The organism is Rhodococcus sp. SG20037, assembly GCF_031763325.1.
GTDB lineage: Bacteria > Actinomycetota > Actinomycetes > Mycobacteriales > Mycobacteriaceae > Rhodococcus_F > Rhodococcus_F qingshengii.
Window position 1 is genome coordinate 2,769,910 of record NZ_CP134497.1, and the last position, 15,869, is coordinate 2,785,778.

Annotated in this window: 17 protein-coding genes; 10 read left to right on the forward strand and 7 right to left on the reverse strand. The window is 62.4% G+C overall.

Features of this window, described 5'->3' with window-relative positions; all coding sequences use genetic code 11:
- The first annotated feature begins 128 nt into the window (after positions 1 to 128).
- Complete coding sequence (locus tag RHP72_RS12880; protein WP_003942269.1) at positions 129 to 1,178, forward strand: biotin/lipoate A/B protein ligase family protein; 1,050 nt, start codon at positions 129 to 131, stop codon at positions 1,176 to 1,178.
- A gap of 45 nt (positions 1,179 to 1,223) precedes the next feature.
- Here RHP72_RS12880 and RHP72_RS12885 read toward each other — a convergent pair whose 3' ends face one another.
- Both RHP72_RS12885 and RHP72_RS12890 read right to left on the reverse strand, forming a co-directional pair.
- Positions 1,224 to 2,384 carry a hypothetical protein gene (locus tag RHP72_RS12885; protein ID WP_030535582.1) on the reverse strand — a complete coding sequence of 387 codons (1,161 nt, stop codon included), beginning with the start codon at positions 2,382 to 2,384 and terminating at the stop codon, positions 1,224 to 1,226.
- Positions 2,384 to 3,331 carry a metal-dependent hydrolase gene (locus tag RHP72_RS12890; RefSeq protein ID WP_030535581.1) on the reverse strand — a complete coding sequence of 316 codons (948 nt, stop codon included), beginning with the start codon at positions 3,329 to 3,331 and terminating at the stop codon, positions 2,384 to 2,386. The genes RHP72_RS12885 and RHP72_RS12890 overlap by 1 nt, the downstream gene beginning before the upstream one ends.
- A 225-nt stretch (positions 3,332 to 3,556) precedes the next feature.
- Between RHP72_RS12890 and RHP72_RS12895 the strand changes: the two genes are divergently transcribed.
- On the forward strand, positions 3,557 to 4,213 hold the full coding sequence (locus tag RHP72_RS12895) for a TetR/AcrR family transcriptional regulator (protein ID WP_007735111.1): 657 nt from the start codon (positions 3,557 to 3,559) through the stop codon (positions 4,211 to 4,213).
- Here RHP72_RS12895 and RHP72_RS12900 read toward each other — a convergent pair.
- Together RHP72_RS12900 and RHP72_RS12905 are read right to left on the reverse strand one after the other, a co-directional pair.
- Positions 4,179 to 4,913: an energy-coupling factor transporter transmembrane protein EcfT gene (locus tag RHP72_RS12900; RefSeq protein ID WP_042450697.1), complete on the reverse strand. Its 735-nt coding sequence runs from the start codon at positions 4,911 to 4,913 to the stop codon at positions 4,179 to 4,181. The two genes, RHP72_RS12895 and RHP72_RS12900, sit on opposite strands and share 35 nt — an antisense overlap.
- Positions 4,910 to 6,949, reverse strand: a complete 2,040-nt coding sequence (locus RHP72_RS12905) for an ATP-binding cassette domain-containing protein (protein WP_030535578.1) — start codon at positions 6,947 to 6,949, stop codon at positions 4,910 to 4,912. The genes RHP72_RS12900 and RHP72_RS12905 overlap by 4 nt, the downstream gene beginning before the upstream one ends.
- Before the next feature lie 111 nt (positions 6,950 to 7,060).
- Between RHP72_RS12905 and dapB the strand changes: the two genes are divergently transcribed.
- Complete coding sequence (gene dapB / locus RHP72_RS12910; protein WP_007735114.1) at positions 7,061 to 7,816, forward strand: 4-hydroxy-tetrahydrodipicolinate reductase; 756 nt, start codon at positions 7,061 to 7,063, stop codon at positions 7,814 to 7,816.
- On the forward strand, positions 7,813 to 8,277 hold the full coding sequence (locus tag RHP72_RS12915) for a hypothetical protein (protein ID WP_003942246.1): 465 nt from the start codon (positions 7,813 to 7,815) through the stop codon (positions 8,275 to 8,277). The genes dapB and RHP72_RS12915 overlap by 4 nt, the downstream gene beginning before the upstream one ends.
- Positions 8,278 to 8,311: 34 nt before the next feature.
- Here RHP72_RS12915 and RHP72_RS12920 read toward each other — a convergent pair whose 3' ends face one another.
- Complete coding sequence (locus tag RHP72_RS12920; RefSeq protein WP_003942235.1) at positions 8,312 to 8,968, reverse strand: DUF3105 domain-containing protein; 657 nt, start codon at positions 8,966 to 8,968, stop codon at positions 8,312 to 8,314.
- Between the two features lie 48 nt (positions 8,969 to 9,016).
- A complete protein-coding gene (locus tag RHP72_RS12925) occupies positions 9,017 to 9,964 on the reverse strand; it encodes a hypothetical protein (RefSeq protein ID WP_311094747.1) in 948 nt (315 codons plus the stop codon).
- A 200-nt stretch (positions 9,965 to 10,164) separates the two neighbouring features.
- On the opposite strand from RHP72_RS12925, the gene RHP72_RS12930 reads away from it, so the two are divergent.
- The gene (locus tag RHP72_RS12930) at positions 10,165 to 10,563 is read left to right on the forward strand and encodes a DUF1801 domain-containing protein (protein WP_007735116.1); all 399 of its coding nucleotides are present in this window, start codon (positions 10,165 to 10,167) and stop codon (positions 10,561 to 10,563) included.
- A gap of 7 nt (positions 10,564 to 10,570) precedes the next feature.
- On the opposite strand, the gene RHP72_RS12935 is transcribed toward RHP72_RS12930, so the two are convergent.
- Positions 10,571 to 11,728, reverse strand: coding sequence for an isochorismate synthase MenF (locus RHP72_RS12935; protein WP_020969440.1), 1,158 nt, complete (start codon positions 11,726 to 11,728; stop codon positions 10,571 to 10,573).
- Positions 11,729 to 11,928: 200 nt separating this feature from the next.
- Here RHP72_RS12935 and RHP72_RS12940 point away from each other — a divergent pair, with 200 nt between their 5' ends.
- From RHP72_RS12940 to RHP72_RS12960, 5 genes are read left to right on the forward strand one after another with little or no spacing between them, the layout of a single operon-like run.
- The gene (locus tag RHP72_RS12940) at positions 11,929 to 12,159 is read left to right on the forward strand and encodes a phosphopantetheine-binding protein (protein ID WP_003942230.1); all 231 of its coding nucleotides are present in this window, start codon (positions 11,929 to 11,931) and stop codon (positions 12,157 to 12,159) included.
- Positions 12,147 to 12,947: a 2,3-dihydro-2,3-dihydroxybenzoate dehydrogenase gene (locus RHP72_RS12945; protein ID WP_211920299.1), complete on the forward strand. Its 801-nt coding sequence runs from the start codon at positions 12,147 to 12,149 to the stop codon at positions 12,945 to 12,947. The genes RHP72_RS12940 and RHP72_RS12945 overlap by 13 nt, the downstream gene beginning before the upstream one ends.
- A gap of 41 nt (positions 12,948 to 12,988) precedes the next feature.
- The gene (locus RHP72_RS12950; RefSeq protein WP_311094748.1) at positions 12,989 to 14,653 is read left to right on the forward strand and encodes a (2,3-dihydroxybenzoyl)adenylate synthase; all 1,665 of its coding nucleotides are present in this window, start codon (positions 12,989 to 12,991) and stop codon (positions 14,651 to 14,653) included.
- A gap of 36 nt (positions 14,654 to 14,689) precedes the next feature.
- Positions 14,690 to 15,337 carry an isochorismatase family protein gene (locus tag RHP72_RS12955; RefSeq protein WP_003942132.1) on the forward strand — a complete coding sequence of 216 codons (648 nt, stop codon included), beginning with the start codon at positions 14,690 to 14,692 and terminating at the stop codon, positions 15,335 to 15,337.
- A gap of 47 nt (positions 15,338 to 15,384) precedes the next feature.
- Positions 15,385 to 15,837, forward strand: a complete 453-nt coding sequence (locus RHP72_RS12960) for a flavodoxin family protein (protein WP_003942217.1) — start codon at positions 15,385 to 15,387, stop codon at positions 15,835 to 15,837.
- The last annotated feature ends 32 nt before the right edge of the window (positions 15,838 to 15,869 follow it).

Here is a 15,869-nt window from a genome sequence, read left to right on the forward strand (position 1 = left end):
CAGCCCCGCAGCGACTTACAGGTGTGGTTACTTGATCGCCCTGCCTTCCGAACAGATGCGCACTGCGCGCGGGGTGTGATCTTCGACGGCGCTCACCGCAGAGAATCCCGCAGGGATAGGCTGGACGGATGCGTGGAGAGTACAAGGTTCCTGGTGGAAAACTGGTCGCGGTCGACGTCGAGGTGGCGGACGGTCGGCTGTCCGAAGTCGCAGTCTCGGGGGACTTCTTCCTCGAGCCCGACAGCGCGCTCGACGACATCAACGCGGCGTTGCGCGGAATGCCCGCCGACTCGGATGCAGAACAGTTGGCGCATGCCATCTCCACTGCGCTCGACGAGTCCGTCTCGATGATCGGCTTCACGCCGCAGTCGGTCGGCATCGCGATCCGGCGCGCACTCGGCCACGCCACGAGCTGGGCGGATCACACCTTCGACCTCATCCCGCCGGTGGTTCTCGATCCCGCGATGCACGTCGCGCTGGACGAGGTCATCGCGCGTGAGGTCGCATCGGGTGAGCGTCCGCCGACATTGCGTTTCTGGGACTGGGACTCGCCCTTGGTCGTGATCGGATCGTTCCAGTCCGTGCGTAACGAGGTCGACTCCGAGGCGGCTGCGCGGTACGGCATCGGGGTGGTGCGCCGAATCTCCGGTGGCGGCGCGATGTTCATGGAACCGGGCAACTGCATCACGTACTCGTTGGCAGTACCGGCGTCATTGGTCGAGGGTTTGAGTTTCGAGCAGTCCTACGCGTTTCTCGATCAGTGGGTCATGGGAGCGCTTGCCGAGGTCGGTATCAACGCTCGGTATGTGCCGCTCAACGATATCGCCTCGGACAAGGGCAAGATCGCCGGCGCCGCTCAGAAGCGATTCGCGTCCGGCACTGTGCTCCATCACGTGACCATGGCCTACGACATCGACGCTGAGAAGATGACGCAGGTGTTGCGAATCGGACGAGAGAAGATGTCGGACAAGGGAACCAAGAGTGCGGCCAAGCGCGTCGATCCGCTGCGTTCGCAGACCGGAATGACGCGTGCAGCAATCCTGGAGTCGTTTGCGCAGCACTTTCGAGGTCAATATGACACCCACGACAGCGATTACACGGACTCGGAGTTGGAGCAGGCGCGCAAGCTGGTGGACACGAAGTTCAGAACCGAAGAGTGGACTCACCGCGTCCCGTGAAACCGAGAAACCGGGACGAGACCCGAGCGGTCTCGTCCCGGTCGCCTAGGTAGCCGGAGTCGCTGAGTTTGCCCCGAGGAGCTCGGCGTCGGCCGTCCCGGAGTTCCGCTTCGGAATGGTGAAAGTTGCGCTCACGCACAGGATTGCGATGACGAAGCACGCCACTGTGTACCAGAGGTTCCCGATGGGATCTCCAGCGCTGGTGGAACCGTCGACCGCGTCGAAGAAGTCGGGAAGCGCACTCGCCCACAGGACGGCCATGACAACCAGGTACACCACGCTGTAGATCTGCACGAACCTGTTGGTGTGTGCAGGAGTGTTCGATTCTGCCGAGCGCAGGTGCGTCCATTGGCGGACGAGAACCACGATCGCGACCACTGTGAGGACTGCAAGTTCAGCGGCGTAGAGGAACCCGCGGACAGTGTCGCTTCCCATACCGAAGACCGTCGCCGGGAGCGGGAGAATGAACGTACCCAGCGAGGCCAGCAGGCCGATCACGATGGTGCGCCATACCAATTGAAGTCCGGAGAAGTGCTTGCCGGCATCGACGTGCCGTCCGACGAAGTACTGGACGCAGAATGCCAACGACATCGGCCACAGCGCGGCGAAGACGACCACGCTGGGAAGTGGAACCGCGTCGAACATGGGTTGGTTGATCGGGTTCGACGTCGACCACTCCCACCACCGCAACTGGGGCCCCAGGTGGTCGAAGATTTCGTAGAACGCATGGTGGACGAAGCCGACGCAGACAGCGCCCAGTAGTGGACCGTATTTGCGGAAAACGCCGAGCATTCTGACTATTTCGAAGGCCAACGTCGCCATCAGTGGATAGATGGCAACGATGTACAGCGGCAGTCGACCCCACATGAAGTCGACGGTGAACACGTTGTGCGCGAACATCGTGTCCACTTGTTCTTCGATGCCGAACGCCGCCGGGAAGTACAGCGGAGGCTCGATGATGAACAGGTAGGCGGTGGCGCCGAACCAGAGAACCAGATTGGTGGGGTCGCCGTTGCGGCGCAACCGCACGATCGCCAGGACCAGTGCGAGCACCGAGCCGACGATGATGGTCCATTCGAGGACGGGCAGGGTCCAGTTCTCCAGCGCCGCCGGGTTACGGAACTCGACGAGTCCACCTGCTTCCTGACAGGAGAAACCGAGTTCTGTTGCGAGCTGGGAAAACGTGGGGGAGCAGTGTTCTGCCATCAGTTGGCCCCTGACGTGATCGACTCGGCTTGTGCCTGAGATTCGGCGGTGTACCAGCGTGTGCAGTCGTAGCCGTCGTCGTAACGCTTGAACCACTGGTCGGCGAGTGCGGGGAGTTTCTCGTGGTCCGGGTTGTGATTGGGCATCTGGCTGCGGAAGACACCGCCGAGTGCAACGAGTTGTTCTCCGAGTTGAAGGTGATCGAAGGCGCGAGGCATCGTGCCCTTGGTCAGATACGGAGCGAACGACGTCAGAATCTTCTGCTTGGTGCGGTGGGTGGCGAACATCGACAGTGAGTCGACTTGCCGCTCGGAGAGCGGAACGTGCTGGTTGAAGCCTGCGCAGGCGATACGAATCACCTTCATCACGTGCGCGAAGATCGACGGTGCCATCCGCATCCGGTAAAGCTCGCTTCCGACAACGGAATTGAAGATGATCAGAGCCGAGCTGCGATGCTCGACCTCCTCGACGAAGTGCCAGATGAACAGCGACGCGACGCGGTCGTCTCCCGGGCGGAACAAGGTCGCCTCGTTGTCGAGCATCAGCTTGAACACCGGAGTGAAGGTCGCCTCCAGGTCCGCGGTGTATGCAAGCCGGTAGTTCAGCGAGGTCGCCTCGGTCAGTAGATCGAATTCACCGATCACAGCGTCGAGCGTGTTCTGTAGTCCGGGGTAGCGCCTGATCAGAGCCTTCACATGCTGGCGGTGCGCGGTCGAGTGATGGCCTTCCTGACGCATGAACGCCACGGCTTCCTCGGCCACTTCAGGATCGCTGATCCGCGACTTGGTCTGCATGATCATCTTCACGATCATCTTCTCGAAACCGATGGCCAGGAACGAGACCGCGTTGGACATGCTCGACCAGGCCGGATTCTCCGGGTTCCACAGGAAGGGAACGTCCTGATCCTCGAATCCGAAGTCCATTTTTCGGGGTTGAAGGTTGGTCACTTGTCGAACCTCGTCTTTCGGAGGGGCTGGTCAGGTGGCCGCTCTGGCACTCGAAGCCACGTGTGGCGGTAATCATACATATTGGTGTGCAGTTGTATGTTCACTTTCGGCGAGGGGAGTGAATTCGAGGGGCGCAGATGCAAAACCTGCCTGTGTTAGCCTGTGGCTCTTGGACTTCGAGCGCAAAGACATGGTTCGAGCCTCGTTCGAGCGAGGAAGTGGGCAGTGGCACGAAGGCGTGGGTGGGGCGGCAATCCACCGGACAGTGACGAAGATGCGTCTCGTCGCATTGTCGAGGCCGCGGTCGAGTTGATCGGACGGACGAGTTCGGAAATCAGCATCGGCGACGTCGCCGAGTCACTGGGCGTGATCCGGCAGACCGTGTATCGATACTTCCCCAGCGCTGACGCTCTGATGCGGGCAGCTGCAATCGCGTCGGTCGACGGCTACCTCGATCGGCTCACCACACACGTGAGCGGCATCGAAGATCCCGTCGAGGCGATGACCGAGGGTGTCGTCTACACCCTGACCCAGGTCCACCGAACGCCGCATCTCGGCATTCTGCTCACCAGCACGAATTCGAGTCTTCATCCCGAAGGTCTGACCTCTCAGGAGGCGCAGGCCTTCGGAATGGCGATGATCACCCGCTTCGACGTGGACTGGGTGCGTTTCGGATACGACGACGCATCACTTCAGGAACTGGTCGAATACGTCCTGCGGACGATGCAGTCGTTTTTCCTCGCGCCCGGCGACCCGAAGCGGAGCGACGAGGAACTGCGGCGATACCTACGGCGCTGGATGGGTTCTGCGATCATCGCCCAGGGAAATTCTGTCAGCGGTGACCCGATCAGCGCAGAACCAGAGTCAAAACAACCGCGCTGACGCACGCGGCGATGACGACGATCAGCGCGAACAGGTCGGCGAGCTGAGGGCGCTTGGGGTACGCCGCGATCAAACCGGTGCCCCCGCGAGCGGAGATCGCTTCACCCATCTCGGCAGAGCGCCGAATTGCCACCGACATGGTCGTGGTGATCAGATCGACTATCGAATTGTCGGCAGCGCTGTTCACCACAGCTTTCGGGCGTAGTCGTCGCGCCGCCACCAGGGTGAGCATCTCGTCGATCAAGAGCGGAAGTGAACGAATGCAGAGGGCCGTCGCGATCGCCCACTCGTCGACCGGGATCTTGAGGAATCGCAGCGGTCTACCGAGCGTTGCCAGTGCCGGCGCCACATCGCTCATCGACGTGGTCCATGCCAACATCAGTGAGACGCAGAGCAATACAAGACCGAACGTCACAGCTTGCAGGTAGATGAAGACTGCGTCGAGGCCGATCGGAAGATTGATCAACGCGCCGAGCAGGATCAGCGCCCACAACCACCACGGAGGTCGCGGAACTGCAGTCGGGGGGATGCGTCCGATCACCGCGGTCAGCAACAACAATCCGAGTACGACGCCGATCGCCGGCCAGGACGGAGCGGTCACGACCACGATGCTGACGAGAACGACGGCAACGATCTTCGTTCCGGCCCACAATCGGTGGATCGGCGATGAAGTCGGGACTTCGCGCAGAAGTGTTGTCACGTCGTCGATCCTTCCAAGGCGCTGCTGGCGGCAGGGTCGAGGATGCGACCCTCCGACAGTCGAATTGTTCTGCTGCACACGGCGTCCATGCCGTCGACATCGTGGGAGATGACGACTACTGCGGTTCCGTTCCGACGAATCCACCTGAGTACGTTCAGGATTTCGTGTCGACCGGGTGGATCGAGACCGGCCAACGGTTCGTCGAGGATGAGTACCCGCGGTTGGCGCACGAGGAGACCGGCCAGGACGACGCGTCGCATCTGTCCGCCGCTCAACTCGTCGATGCTGCGGCCGGCGATGTGACGGTCGAGTCCGACGGCGTCGAGCGCCCACGAGACTTGCACCGATCCGATCTCCGGACCTCCGGCGGCCTCGATGTCTTCGGCGACGGTTCGGCGTTGCAGCTGCAGTCGCGAATGCTGGAACGTGAGACCGACGGTGCCGAGTTGGCGTGAGACGGGTTTGCCGTCGAAGACTGCGGTTCCCTTGCTCGGTGCGATCAAGCCCGCCATGATCCAGGCCAGAGTCGATTTACCGGAACCGTTGCCGCCCAGAACCAGCAGCCCGTCGCCGTCGCCGATTGTGAGATTGACGTCCGACAAGGCGCGCCGCGACCACGGAGTCCGGTCGTTGTACGTGTGGGTGACATCGGTGAGTTGGAGGACAGCTCGAGTGCTGACCGGCCACGGCGCAGACGGAGGACCCCCGAACGTCGACGTCATCCAACCTGGTTGGTGATCGATCTGCCGTCCGCGTTGTAGTTGAATCACCCGATCTGCGTTGCGGGTGTCGGCGTGGTGATGGGTGACCAGTACCACGGCCATCGGGTGGCGTCGCGGAAGTTCGGCAAGGAGCGAGACCAATTCCTCCCGGCCGGCCTGATCGACCATCGCGGTGGCTTCGTCCGCGATCAGCAGAGCGGGGCGCCGCGCCAGCGCGGCTGCAACAGCCAGACGTTGCATCTCGCCACCGGACAGCCCGGAGGTCTCACGCATACCCATGCCCGCGAGTCCCACCTCGGCCAGCAGTGCATCGACGTCGGGATGCGACTCGGGGGGGAGCCCCCAGACGACGTCGTCCGCGACGCGGGTTCCGAGGATCTGGCTTTCGGGTCGTTGGAGGACGACGGCGGTTCCGCCGTGTCGGCCGAGACCGGCGGACCCGGGTCTCGTCAGCGTCCCGACAGTCGGCGCGCGACCGGCGAGCAACCGGGTGAGTGTGGACTTGCCCGAGCCGTTGTGGCCGACGACGGTGACGAACTCTCCTCGTCGCACGGTGAAGTTGACGTCGACGAGGGCCGGTGTCGTTGCACCCGGATAGGTGAAGCCCACGTGATCGAAAGTGACCGGCAGCGGATCGATCGGACGGTCGTCGGGTGCTGTCTGGAGCGGGTCGGCCGAAGGGAGTGCAGCCAATCGGTCGAGGACGGCGCCGAGGACGAAATAGGAGACGACGGTACTGAGGACGATTCCGGAGATGATGGACACGCCGATCCACAACCACCAGTAGTCGATGATCGAGCCGATGCTGTTCTCGATCCATTCGGCTGCGCCGACCAGTGTGGGGGCACGCTTCAAGATCTCGGCCACGCCCAACGCGGTGTTCTCGAGCGAGGTCAACAACAAGGTGCGCAGCGGAGCGAGAACAAGCAACAGGACTATGGAGAACAACGCCAGCGCGGGCCCGATGACCAATGACGACAGCAATGCGGAGACGAAGCCGAGACCGCGCCGCTTGACCGTACCGATGATTCCGCCGAGGAGAGCGCTCAATGCGACCGCCGCCGCAGATCCCGAACCCGCCGCGACAAAGGCGACTGCCGTGGCCGAGATACCGGCCGTCGTCACGGCGCGGACTCGGAAGCGCTGGGCAACAATTCCCATCGGAACGGCGGCCACGAGGTTGAGGGCGCTGGCCATGGGGATGACCGTGGCAATGACGGACAACGCGACCGTGAATCCGGCCATGACGGCACCCGTTGCCAACTCGAGTGGTCGAAGGTTGCCGGTTTCGCGGACTTGCGGACGGTTGCTCACTACGTCCAGTGTGCCAGTGGTGACATAACTCCCGCCCGACTGATGGTGAGCGCATCGGGGTGATTGCGTAGGCTTCACCTCAAACAATGCATCGGACGGAGCGTGGAAGACGTGAGTGCAGCACCCATCAGGGTCGGGGTTCTGGGAGCCAAGGGCAAGGTCGGTCGAGCGATCTGCGAGGCAGTGGAAGCTGCTCCCGATCTGGAACTCGTCGCTCAGGTCGACACCGGTGATCGCATCGAGACGTTTGTCGACACCCGCACTCAGGTAGTGGTCGATTTCACGCACCCCGACGTCGTCATGGGAAATCTGGAATTCCTCGTGGCCAACGGAATTCACGCAGTGATCGGCACCACCGGTTTCGACGAGTCCAGGCTTGCGACTGTGCAGTCCTGGCTCGACGCCCAGCCGGCAACGGGTGTTCTGATCGCCCCGAACTTCGCCATCGGTGCTGTGCTGTTGATGCGCTTCTCGGCTGCCGCGGCGCGCTTCTTCGATTCCGTCGAGGTCATCGAACTCCATCACCCCAACAAGGCAGATGCTCCCTCGGGCACCGCATACCGAACGGCCGCGATGATCGCCGAGGCTCGCGCGGAAGCAGGCGTGGGACGCAGTCCTGACGCCACCACGACCGAGCTCGAGGGTGCGCGCGGAGCGGACGTCGACGGCGTCCGGGTTCACTCCGTGCGGATGGCCGGACTGGTCGCGCATCAGGAAGTGATTCTCGGAACTCAGGGCGAGACGCTGACCATTCGCCACGACTCGATCGACCGGAATTCGTTCGCGCCGGGCGTTCTGCTCGGTGTCCGCCAGATCGGCTCGCGTCCGGGTCTGACGGTCGGTATCGATTCCTTTCTCGATCTATGAACAAGACCACCCGCACCGTCGCACTGATCGTCGCGATTTGCATTGCGCTCGCGGTGTACTTCGTGCTGCTCGGCCAGCGCGGAATCCAGCTCATCCAGGACGGTGGCGGCGCCGCGATCGGTCTCGGGATCGGCGTGCTGATCCTGCCGTTCCTGGGGCTGTGGCTCGTCATCGCCACGCTCCGTGCCGGCTTCACGCACCAGCGCCTCGCGCAGCAGATTCACGACGAGGGCCTCGCTGTCGATGCGTCTGCGCTTCCGAAATTGCCTTCGGGCCGGATCGAGCGAGCGGCTGCCGACGAGTTGTTCGCCCAGATCAAGGTCGACTGGGAAGCAGACCCGGACAACTGGAAGCAGAACTTCCGACTTGCTCGCGCCTACGACTATGCCGGTGACCGAAGCCGGGCTCGGGAAACCATGCGACGGGCAGTCGAACTGGAACGCCGTTCACGAGGCAAGTAGGTGTCTACGCCGCGGAGCGGGGCCTGCTGAGACGCTACCGCTCCGGAACGGTTGTGGGAGATGACGGATCCGGAGTGGTGGGGTCGAATGGCGGCGGGTTGTTCGGGTCGAAGCTCGTCACCGGCACCGAACAGGTCGCGCCCACTTCGGGATACGTGTTCGGGTTGACGCGCAGAGCCGAGACGAACTGATCGATGCGCGCGTCCGCGGCGTTGTCGAGCTTGAGCTGACGGCCCCACGACTGCAGCGAGATCGGCGAATCCAGGGTCGGATACGGCGACATCAACGTGTAGCTCATGCCCTCGACTCGCTGTGCCAAGCGAGCCTGATCCTCGCTCGAGACGAGGTCGGGGTTGTACGTGATCCACACGGCCCCGTGCTCGAGAGAATGGACCGCATTCTCGGTCCGAATCGCTTGTGGATAAACAACTCCGGTGCAGTTTGCCCAGACCGAGTCATGACGGCCGCCGAAGGGCGGTGAATATGTGTACGCCACGCGTTCGTTCGGGCGTACGTGTTGGGCTGCTGGGTAGTCGACCGTGACAACTCCGTCGATGGCTTCGGACGGATCCGGGTTGTCGATGCTCGGAACAAACGCATCCGGGCGCGGTGATCCTTCGAGGGAATTCGCACACGAAGCCAGTGCGAGAACTGCCGAGACCACCACTGTCGCTCGAAGTTGTTTGTTCACTCGGCCATGATAGCGGCGCCTGTCCGCTTTCCCGGGGACGCGAATCGACTACGACCCGAGAGAGCCGCTCGCTCCGTCCGACAGTGCGATGTCGCTGGCGCCGCGAAGAATTCGGATTGGTGGTAATGGCCCTCGGTATGCCTCGGAGCCACTGATCAGATCACCGGCAGCGTCGAACGCGATCGCCTCACCTTGTGGCTCGTCGGGAAGGGAGACGCGAATCGGGTTGGTGTTCAACGCTTTCACGATATCGCCGTCGGGAGCTGCGTACAGGTAAGCGTCGGTATACGTGCGGAGCGCTACCACCGTGCCGTCCTTGCTCACGGCGCCGCCGGTGACAGCCATCGTGCCGGCGTGGGGGACGGGCCCACCGGGTGTGAGGGTGGGAGTAAATCTGAGCTGACCTACTTTGGCCAACATGGTCGGCGAGCCCGTACTCAGATCCTGAACCTGCTGTCGCTCAGCGGTTGTGTAGACCACGCTTGCACCCAGGTAGTCCTTGGTGACGATGACGGGAACTCCGTCGCTCTGGATCAGTAGTGTTTCGGCGTCATGCGCGCCGTCCGGATAGGCCAGGGGGTAGGAGGTCGCCGCACCTGAAGCCGGATCGAGTTCGATCAGCCCGACCGACGTTCGTACCGCGTTGTTGTCGCCGATGTCTGCCAGCCACAGGTGGCCGTCGGGAGTCGACGACAGATCCTCGACGTCGACACGAGGGGTGCCCACGCTGATCCAGCGCTGCACGTGGCAGTTCGAATCGAGTTCGGCGACCCGATCGTCGGAGCCGCTGTCGCCGATTGCGTACATCCCGGCCGCGGTGACGGTGAGTCCGGACAGCTCGGAAAGGCCTGCATCGGTGGGTGTGCACAGTACGTCGAAGACGCGGGCCTGTTGCGCCGCCGCAGGAACGGTGTGAACGCCGACAATCGCGGCGGCGAGAACAACCGATCCGGCAGCCCAAGCAACTGAGTGGGCGAGCGGTCGATTCCAGATCACTATGCAGTCCTCCGGGCCGAAGAATCGGGACTTAGTACCCAGAGAATACTGGACGTCCGTCTCACTTTGACCGAAACTGCAAGAAATCGCATCTGCCGAGACGCCGTGATGCGTCAGTGATTCACCGAGTGAATCCGCGTGCAGGAGGGGATACTCGACTCACCGGAGATCGGCGGCGACGAGCAGGAAGTGACGAAGCGATGGCGAAGAGTGAGTCCGACAAGCAAGGCGCAGATTCCCCGTCTCGGTTGATCGACAAGCGAATCGAGGAACTCGGAGACTGGCGGGGCGAGATGCTCGCCCGGATACGAACTCTGATCAAAGAAGTGGATCCGGATGTGGTGGAGGAATGGAAGTGGCGAGGTGTTCCCGTGTGGTACCACGCCGGAATGATCTGTACCGGTGAGACTTACAAGAGCGCAGTGAAGGTGACCTTTGCCAAAGGCGCATCACTCGACGACGCTTCAGGACTCTTCAACTCCAGCCTCGAGGGCAATACGCGACGGGCGATCGATTTCCACGAGGGCCAAGCCGTCGACGAAAAGGCGTTCAAGGCACTCGTTCACGCCGCGATTGCCCTGAACACCTCGAAGAAGTGACGCCCTGTCAGAGATGATGTTCAGCGAGGTCGAACGCACTGAGTAGCGTGCGGAATTTTGTACTGGTCTCTCTCAATTCGATTTCCGGGTCGGAAGTAGCGACGATGCCGCCGCCGGCGTAGGCCCGCGCCGAGAGGCCGTCTGCTGCGATCTCGGCGCAACGAATAGCTACCATCCACTCGCCGTCTCCAGTCCGGTCGCACCAGCCCACGGCACCGGCATAGAACCCACGATCGGCTTCGGTTGCGGTGATGTGCTCGCGTGCGGCGACCGTCGGTGTGCCGCAGACAGCGGGAGTCGGATGCAGCGCCATTGCTAGTTCGAGCGAGGTCAGGCTCGGGTCGATCAGGACACCTTCGATCTTGGTCCCGAGATGCCACAGTTGCGGTGTCCGAAGGATTTCCGGTGCGCTGGGTGCATTGAAGGACGTGCACAGTGGTCCGAGTATCGCGCTGATGGAGTCGACGACAAACGCGTGTTCGGCCAGATCTTTGGTCGACGCGCGGAGTTGCTCGGCATTCGCCTCGTCCTGATCCGAATTCGGATGGCGTGCAATCGAGCCCGCCAGCGGGTGGCAGGTGACGACGCCGCCTCGCCTTTCGATCAGAACCTCGGGCGTCGAACCGACCAGCGATCGCCCGCGGTACTTTCCTCCGGCGGGGGACAGGTCGACGCAGAAACCGTTGTGCGCGTGATCGAGTGCAATCAGTTTCTCGGCCAGAGCGGCGGGGAAGATCGTGGACTCGGCCTCGATGGTCAGGGAGCGTGCGAGGACAACTTTGTCGAGTTCGCCTGCTCGAAGTCGCTCGATGGCTCCGCGGACCCTGTCGGTGTGGATCTGCGGGCTGGGTTCGAATCCGGCTACCCGCGAAGTGGGTAGTGACGGGATGTTCGAGTGATATAGATCACCGCGGACTCGTGTGAAACTCAGTGGCGCGGTGAGGGCGGACGGCGTCTCCGGGGAGAACGGCAGGGCGCCGACGACCGAGTCGATGCGCCCGGTCTTGAGGGCTTCGGCAGCGTCGAAGGCCGAGTCGAATTCTTCGACTACTCCCGAAGTGCGGATCGACGTTTGCCTACGTGAGAGCAGGAAAACGGAGTCCGTTTCATCGTCAGTCCGGTTGTTGCGCAACGGGAATTCGGAGACTTCGGCGAGTGCTGACATGGACACCCTTCCAGTTCGACAGATTGCTTGTTATGTTGAGGCTAGCCTTAGTTTGGGTGAATTTGTGTTGCGAGCGCCCGGGTTGTGTACTTCCGTACCGTTATGGTTAGGCTGGCCTAAAGTCAAGGCGTGCGGACGGGGTCGACACGAGGGTTGGGTTGGCTCGATCTGAGCGCGTCGACCACTACTCGAGGAGACCGATGAGCAACACCGTGGACCGTGACCAGATCGTGCGCGACGTCGCCGAGGTTCTGTCGATGAGGGCAGAACAACTCGGCGACGACGCGGACCTGGGTGACGAAGGCCTTGACTCGGTTCGCTTGATGACGCTCGTCGAACGGTGGCGGGGAGCGGGCGCGGATGCCGACTTCGCGGAGTTGGCAGAAGAGCCCACGATCAATGCCTGGGTTCAGGTCCTGTGCCCGCAGTGAGCGAGCGCCGAATCGCCGTGGTCACCGGTGCTGCGGCGGGGATCGGCGCCGCAGTGGCCCGTACGCTTGCGCGCGACGGGTATTCGCTGGCGTTGCTCGATCGCGACGACGTCGAATTGAAGCGGGTAACTGCGGAATTGGCAGAAACAATCGTCGAAGGCGCCGATATCGAGAGTCACGTCGTGGACGTGACCGATCGGCAGGCAGTCGACGCTGCAGTGGCCTCGACGATGGACACGTTCGGCCGGATCGACGCGCTCGCGCACGTCGCCGGAATTCTCGACACCGGATCGGTGCTGGACTCCGATCCAGACCAGTGGCGGAAGATATTCGGCGTCAACGTCTTCGGTTTGCTCAACGTGCTGCAAAGTGTGGGACTGGAAATGCGTCGTCAGCGGACCGGATCGATCGTGGTGGTCTCGTCCAACGCAGCCGGTGTGCCACGTATCGGGATGGGTGCTTACGGTTCGTCCAAAGCTGCTGCGACGATGTTGGTTCGAACCGCTGGGCTGGAGTTGGCCGCCGACGGGATTCGTGTCAACGTGGTCGCTCCGGGATCCACCGACACCGCAATGCAGCGTTCGTTGTGGTCGGACCCCTCCGACGATTCGGGTGCCGACGCGGTCATCGAAGGCAATCTGGCGAGCTATCGCCTGGGCATTCCGCTCGGAAAACTGGCCACCGCAGACGATATCGCCGACTCGGTGCACTTCCTGCTGTCCGACCGGGCGGCCCACATCACCATGCAGGCGCTGTACGTCGACGGTGGAGCGACGCTCAAAGCGTGAGACGTATTTGCTGACAGTACTTTCGAACAGGAGTCACTTGCATGACCTCGAGGATCGCTCGCGAGCCCTTGGCACCCGTCGCACAGTATCCACCCGATTTGGTGACGCATTATCGGGAACGAGGCTATTGGACTGACGAGACGCTGGCCGGATTCGTCACGGCCGCGGCCGCACGGCATCCCGACAACGAAGCGGTGGTCGGCAGCGATGCCTCTGGCACACAGACACGGCTGACATATTCCGACCTCGATCGTCGCAGCTCGGCCGTGGCCGGAGGCCTGTTCGGCTTGGGTGTTCGCGCCGGTGACCGGGTGCTTCTGCAGCTGCCGAACATCGTGGAATACGTCGAAGCATTGTTCGGTGTGTTGAAGCTCGGCGCCCTGCCGGTATTCGGGTTGCCGGCGCATCGCCGAACCGAAATCGGATACTTCTGCCAGTTCGCTGATGTCGCTGCCTATATCGTCGCCGACCGTCATGGCGGGTTCGACTACCGCGCGCTGGCGCGTGAGGTGAACGAAGGCCTCGAGACTCCGCCTGTTGTGATCGTGGCCGGTGACCCCGAAGAGTTTGTCGGTTTCGATTCGCTGCGCGGATACGAGGTTCCCGTTCTTGCCGACGTCGATCCGTTGTCGGTCGCCTTTCTTCAGCTTTCCGGTGGCACGACCGGTGTTCCGAAGCTGATTCCGCGAACGCACGCCGACTACCTCTACTCGGTGCGAGCGTCCAACCCGATCTGTGGCGTCGACGACTCGACGCGCATGTTGGTGGTTCTTCCTGCAGCGCATAATTTTCCGATGAGTTCGCCGGGCATCCTGGGCGTTCTCCACGCGGGCGGCTCCGTGGTTCTGGCGCCGGACACCATGCCCTCCACAGCTTTCGGTCTGATCGAATCAGAGCGAGTCACGCACGCTTCCTTGGTTCCACCGATCGCGTTGGCCTGGATGGCCGCCCCCAGTAAGGCAGATCACGATCTGTCGAGCTTGCGGGTTCTCGGCGTCGGCGGAGCGAAGTTCAGCGCCGAAGCCGCTGCACGCGTACCCACGGAGTTGGGCTGCACCCTCCAGCAGGTGTTCGGGATGGCCGAGGGGCTGGTCAACTACACCCGCCTCGACGACACGCAAGAATTGATCGTCAGCACTCAGGGCCGGCCCATTTCACCCGACGACGAGGTTCGTGTGGTCGACGACGAAGGCGCGCTCGTCGCGCCCGGAACCACGGGGCACTTACTGACTCGGGGTCCGTACACGATCCGCGGCTATTACCGGGCGGATGCGCACAATGCCGAGGTCTTCGACGCCGAAGGTTTCTATCGCACCGGCGATCTGGTCAGCGTCACCGATTCAGGACATCTGATAGTCGAGGGGCGCGCAAAAGACCAGATCAACCGCGGCGGTGAGAAGGTTGCGGCCGAGGAGATCGAGAACCACCTGCTCTCGCATCCGGCTGTCCACGATGCGGCCGTCGTCGCCGTTCCCGACGAGTACCTGGGCGAACGAACCTGTGCTGTTCTGGTGATTTCCGGAGATGCCCCGACCGTCGGCGAGATCAAGCGATACATACGAGGCCGAGGCGTTGCGGCGTACAAGGTTCCGGATCGAGTGGAGTTCGTGACCGAGTTCCCCGTCACCGGCGTCGGAAAGACCAGCAAGGCGGCCTTGCGCCGTGTTCTCAGCGAATCGATTGCCGCACAGACTCTGTCGAGTTGATCGGTTCCCACCCCCACATTTTCGAGGAGATTCATCATGGCGCTACCCACAGCAGTGCGATACGAGATGCCCACCGAGTTTCCGCAAAATCGGGTCGACTGGACTCTCGATCCTTCCCGAGCGGTGTTGCTTCTGCACGACATGCAGGAATATTTCGTGAACGCGTACGACCGAAGCGTCGACCCGCTCCAAACCGTGGTTCCGAACATCGACCGGCTTCGTTCGTCGGCGCGAGCTGCCGGAATCCCGATCGTCTACACCGCGCAACCCGGTGATCAGGATCCCGAGGAGCGTGCGTTGCTGTCGGATTTCTGGGGACCGGGTCTGAAGGCAGATCCCGCTCACACCGACGTGATCGCCGAGTTGGCTCCGCATTCGGACGACGTGATGCTCACAAAATGGCGCTACAGCGCCTTCATCAAGACGGATCTGCGTGAGCGGCTGCGCGAGAGTGGGCGTGACCAGCTGATCATCACCGGAATCTATGCCCACATCGGTTGCCTGACTACCGCTTTGGACGGGTTCATGCAAGACGTGCAGATCTTCTTCGTGGGCGACGCGGTAGCCGACTTCTCCCTGGACGAGCATGTCGGTGCGCTCGAGTACGCGGCCGGGCGCTGCGCCTCGGTCACCCGAACCGACGACCTGGTCAAGGCGATGAGCGCGGAAACCGTTTCGGCGTAGGCGTGAACGGCGACGGGTGCGCCACCCGTCGCCGTATTGTCAGATGTGTGAAGACTCTGTTGGTGGTTCACCACTCGCCCTCGCCGACAACCCACGAATTGTTGGATGCAGTCCTGGCCGGGGCTCGCGATCCCGAGATCGAGGGCGTCGAGGTGAAGGTGATGCCGGCGTTGGCGGCGACGGTGCCCGACGTCCTCGCTGCTGACGGCTATCTTTTCGGAACCACCGCCAATTTCGGTTACATGTCGGGCGCGCTGAAATACTTCTTCGACACCACGTACTACCAATGCCTCGGCGCGGTTTCGGATCGACCGTACGGCCTGTGGGTTCACGGTAACAACGACACTGCCGGTGCAGTGTCCTCGGTGCGCAAACTCGCCACCGGGCTCGGATTGGTCGCGGTGGCGGATCCGCTCGAAGTGACTGTGAGCGTGGACAAATCTGTCCGCGATGGTTGTTATGAACTGGGCGGAACCGTCGCGGCAACGCTGATGGACTAGCCTTCACTTTCTCGTTTCGATTCACGAAAGAG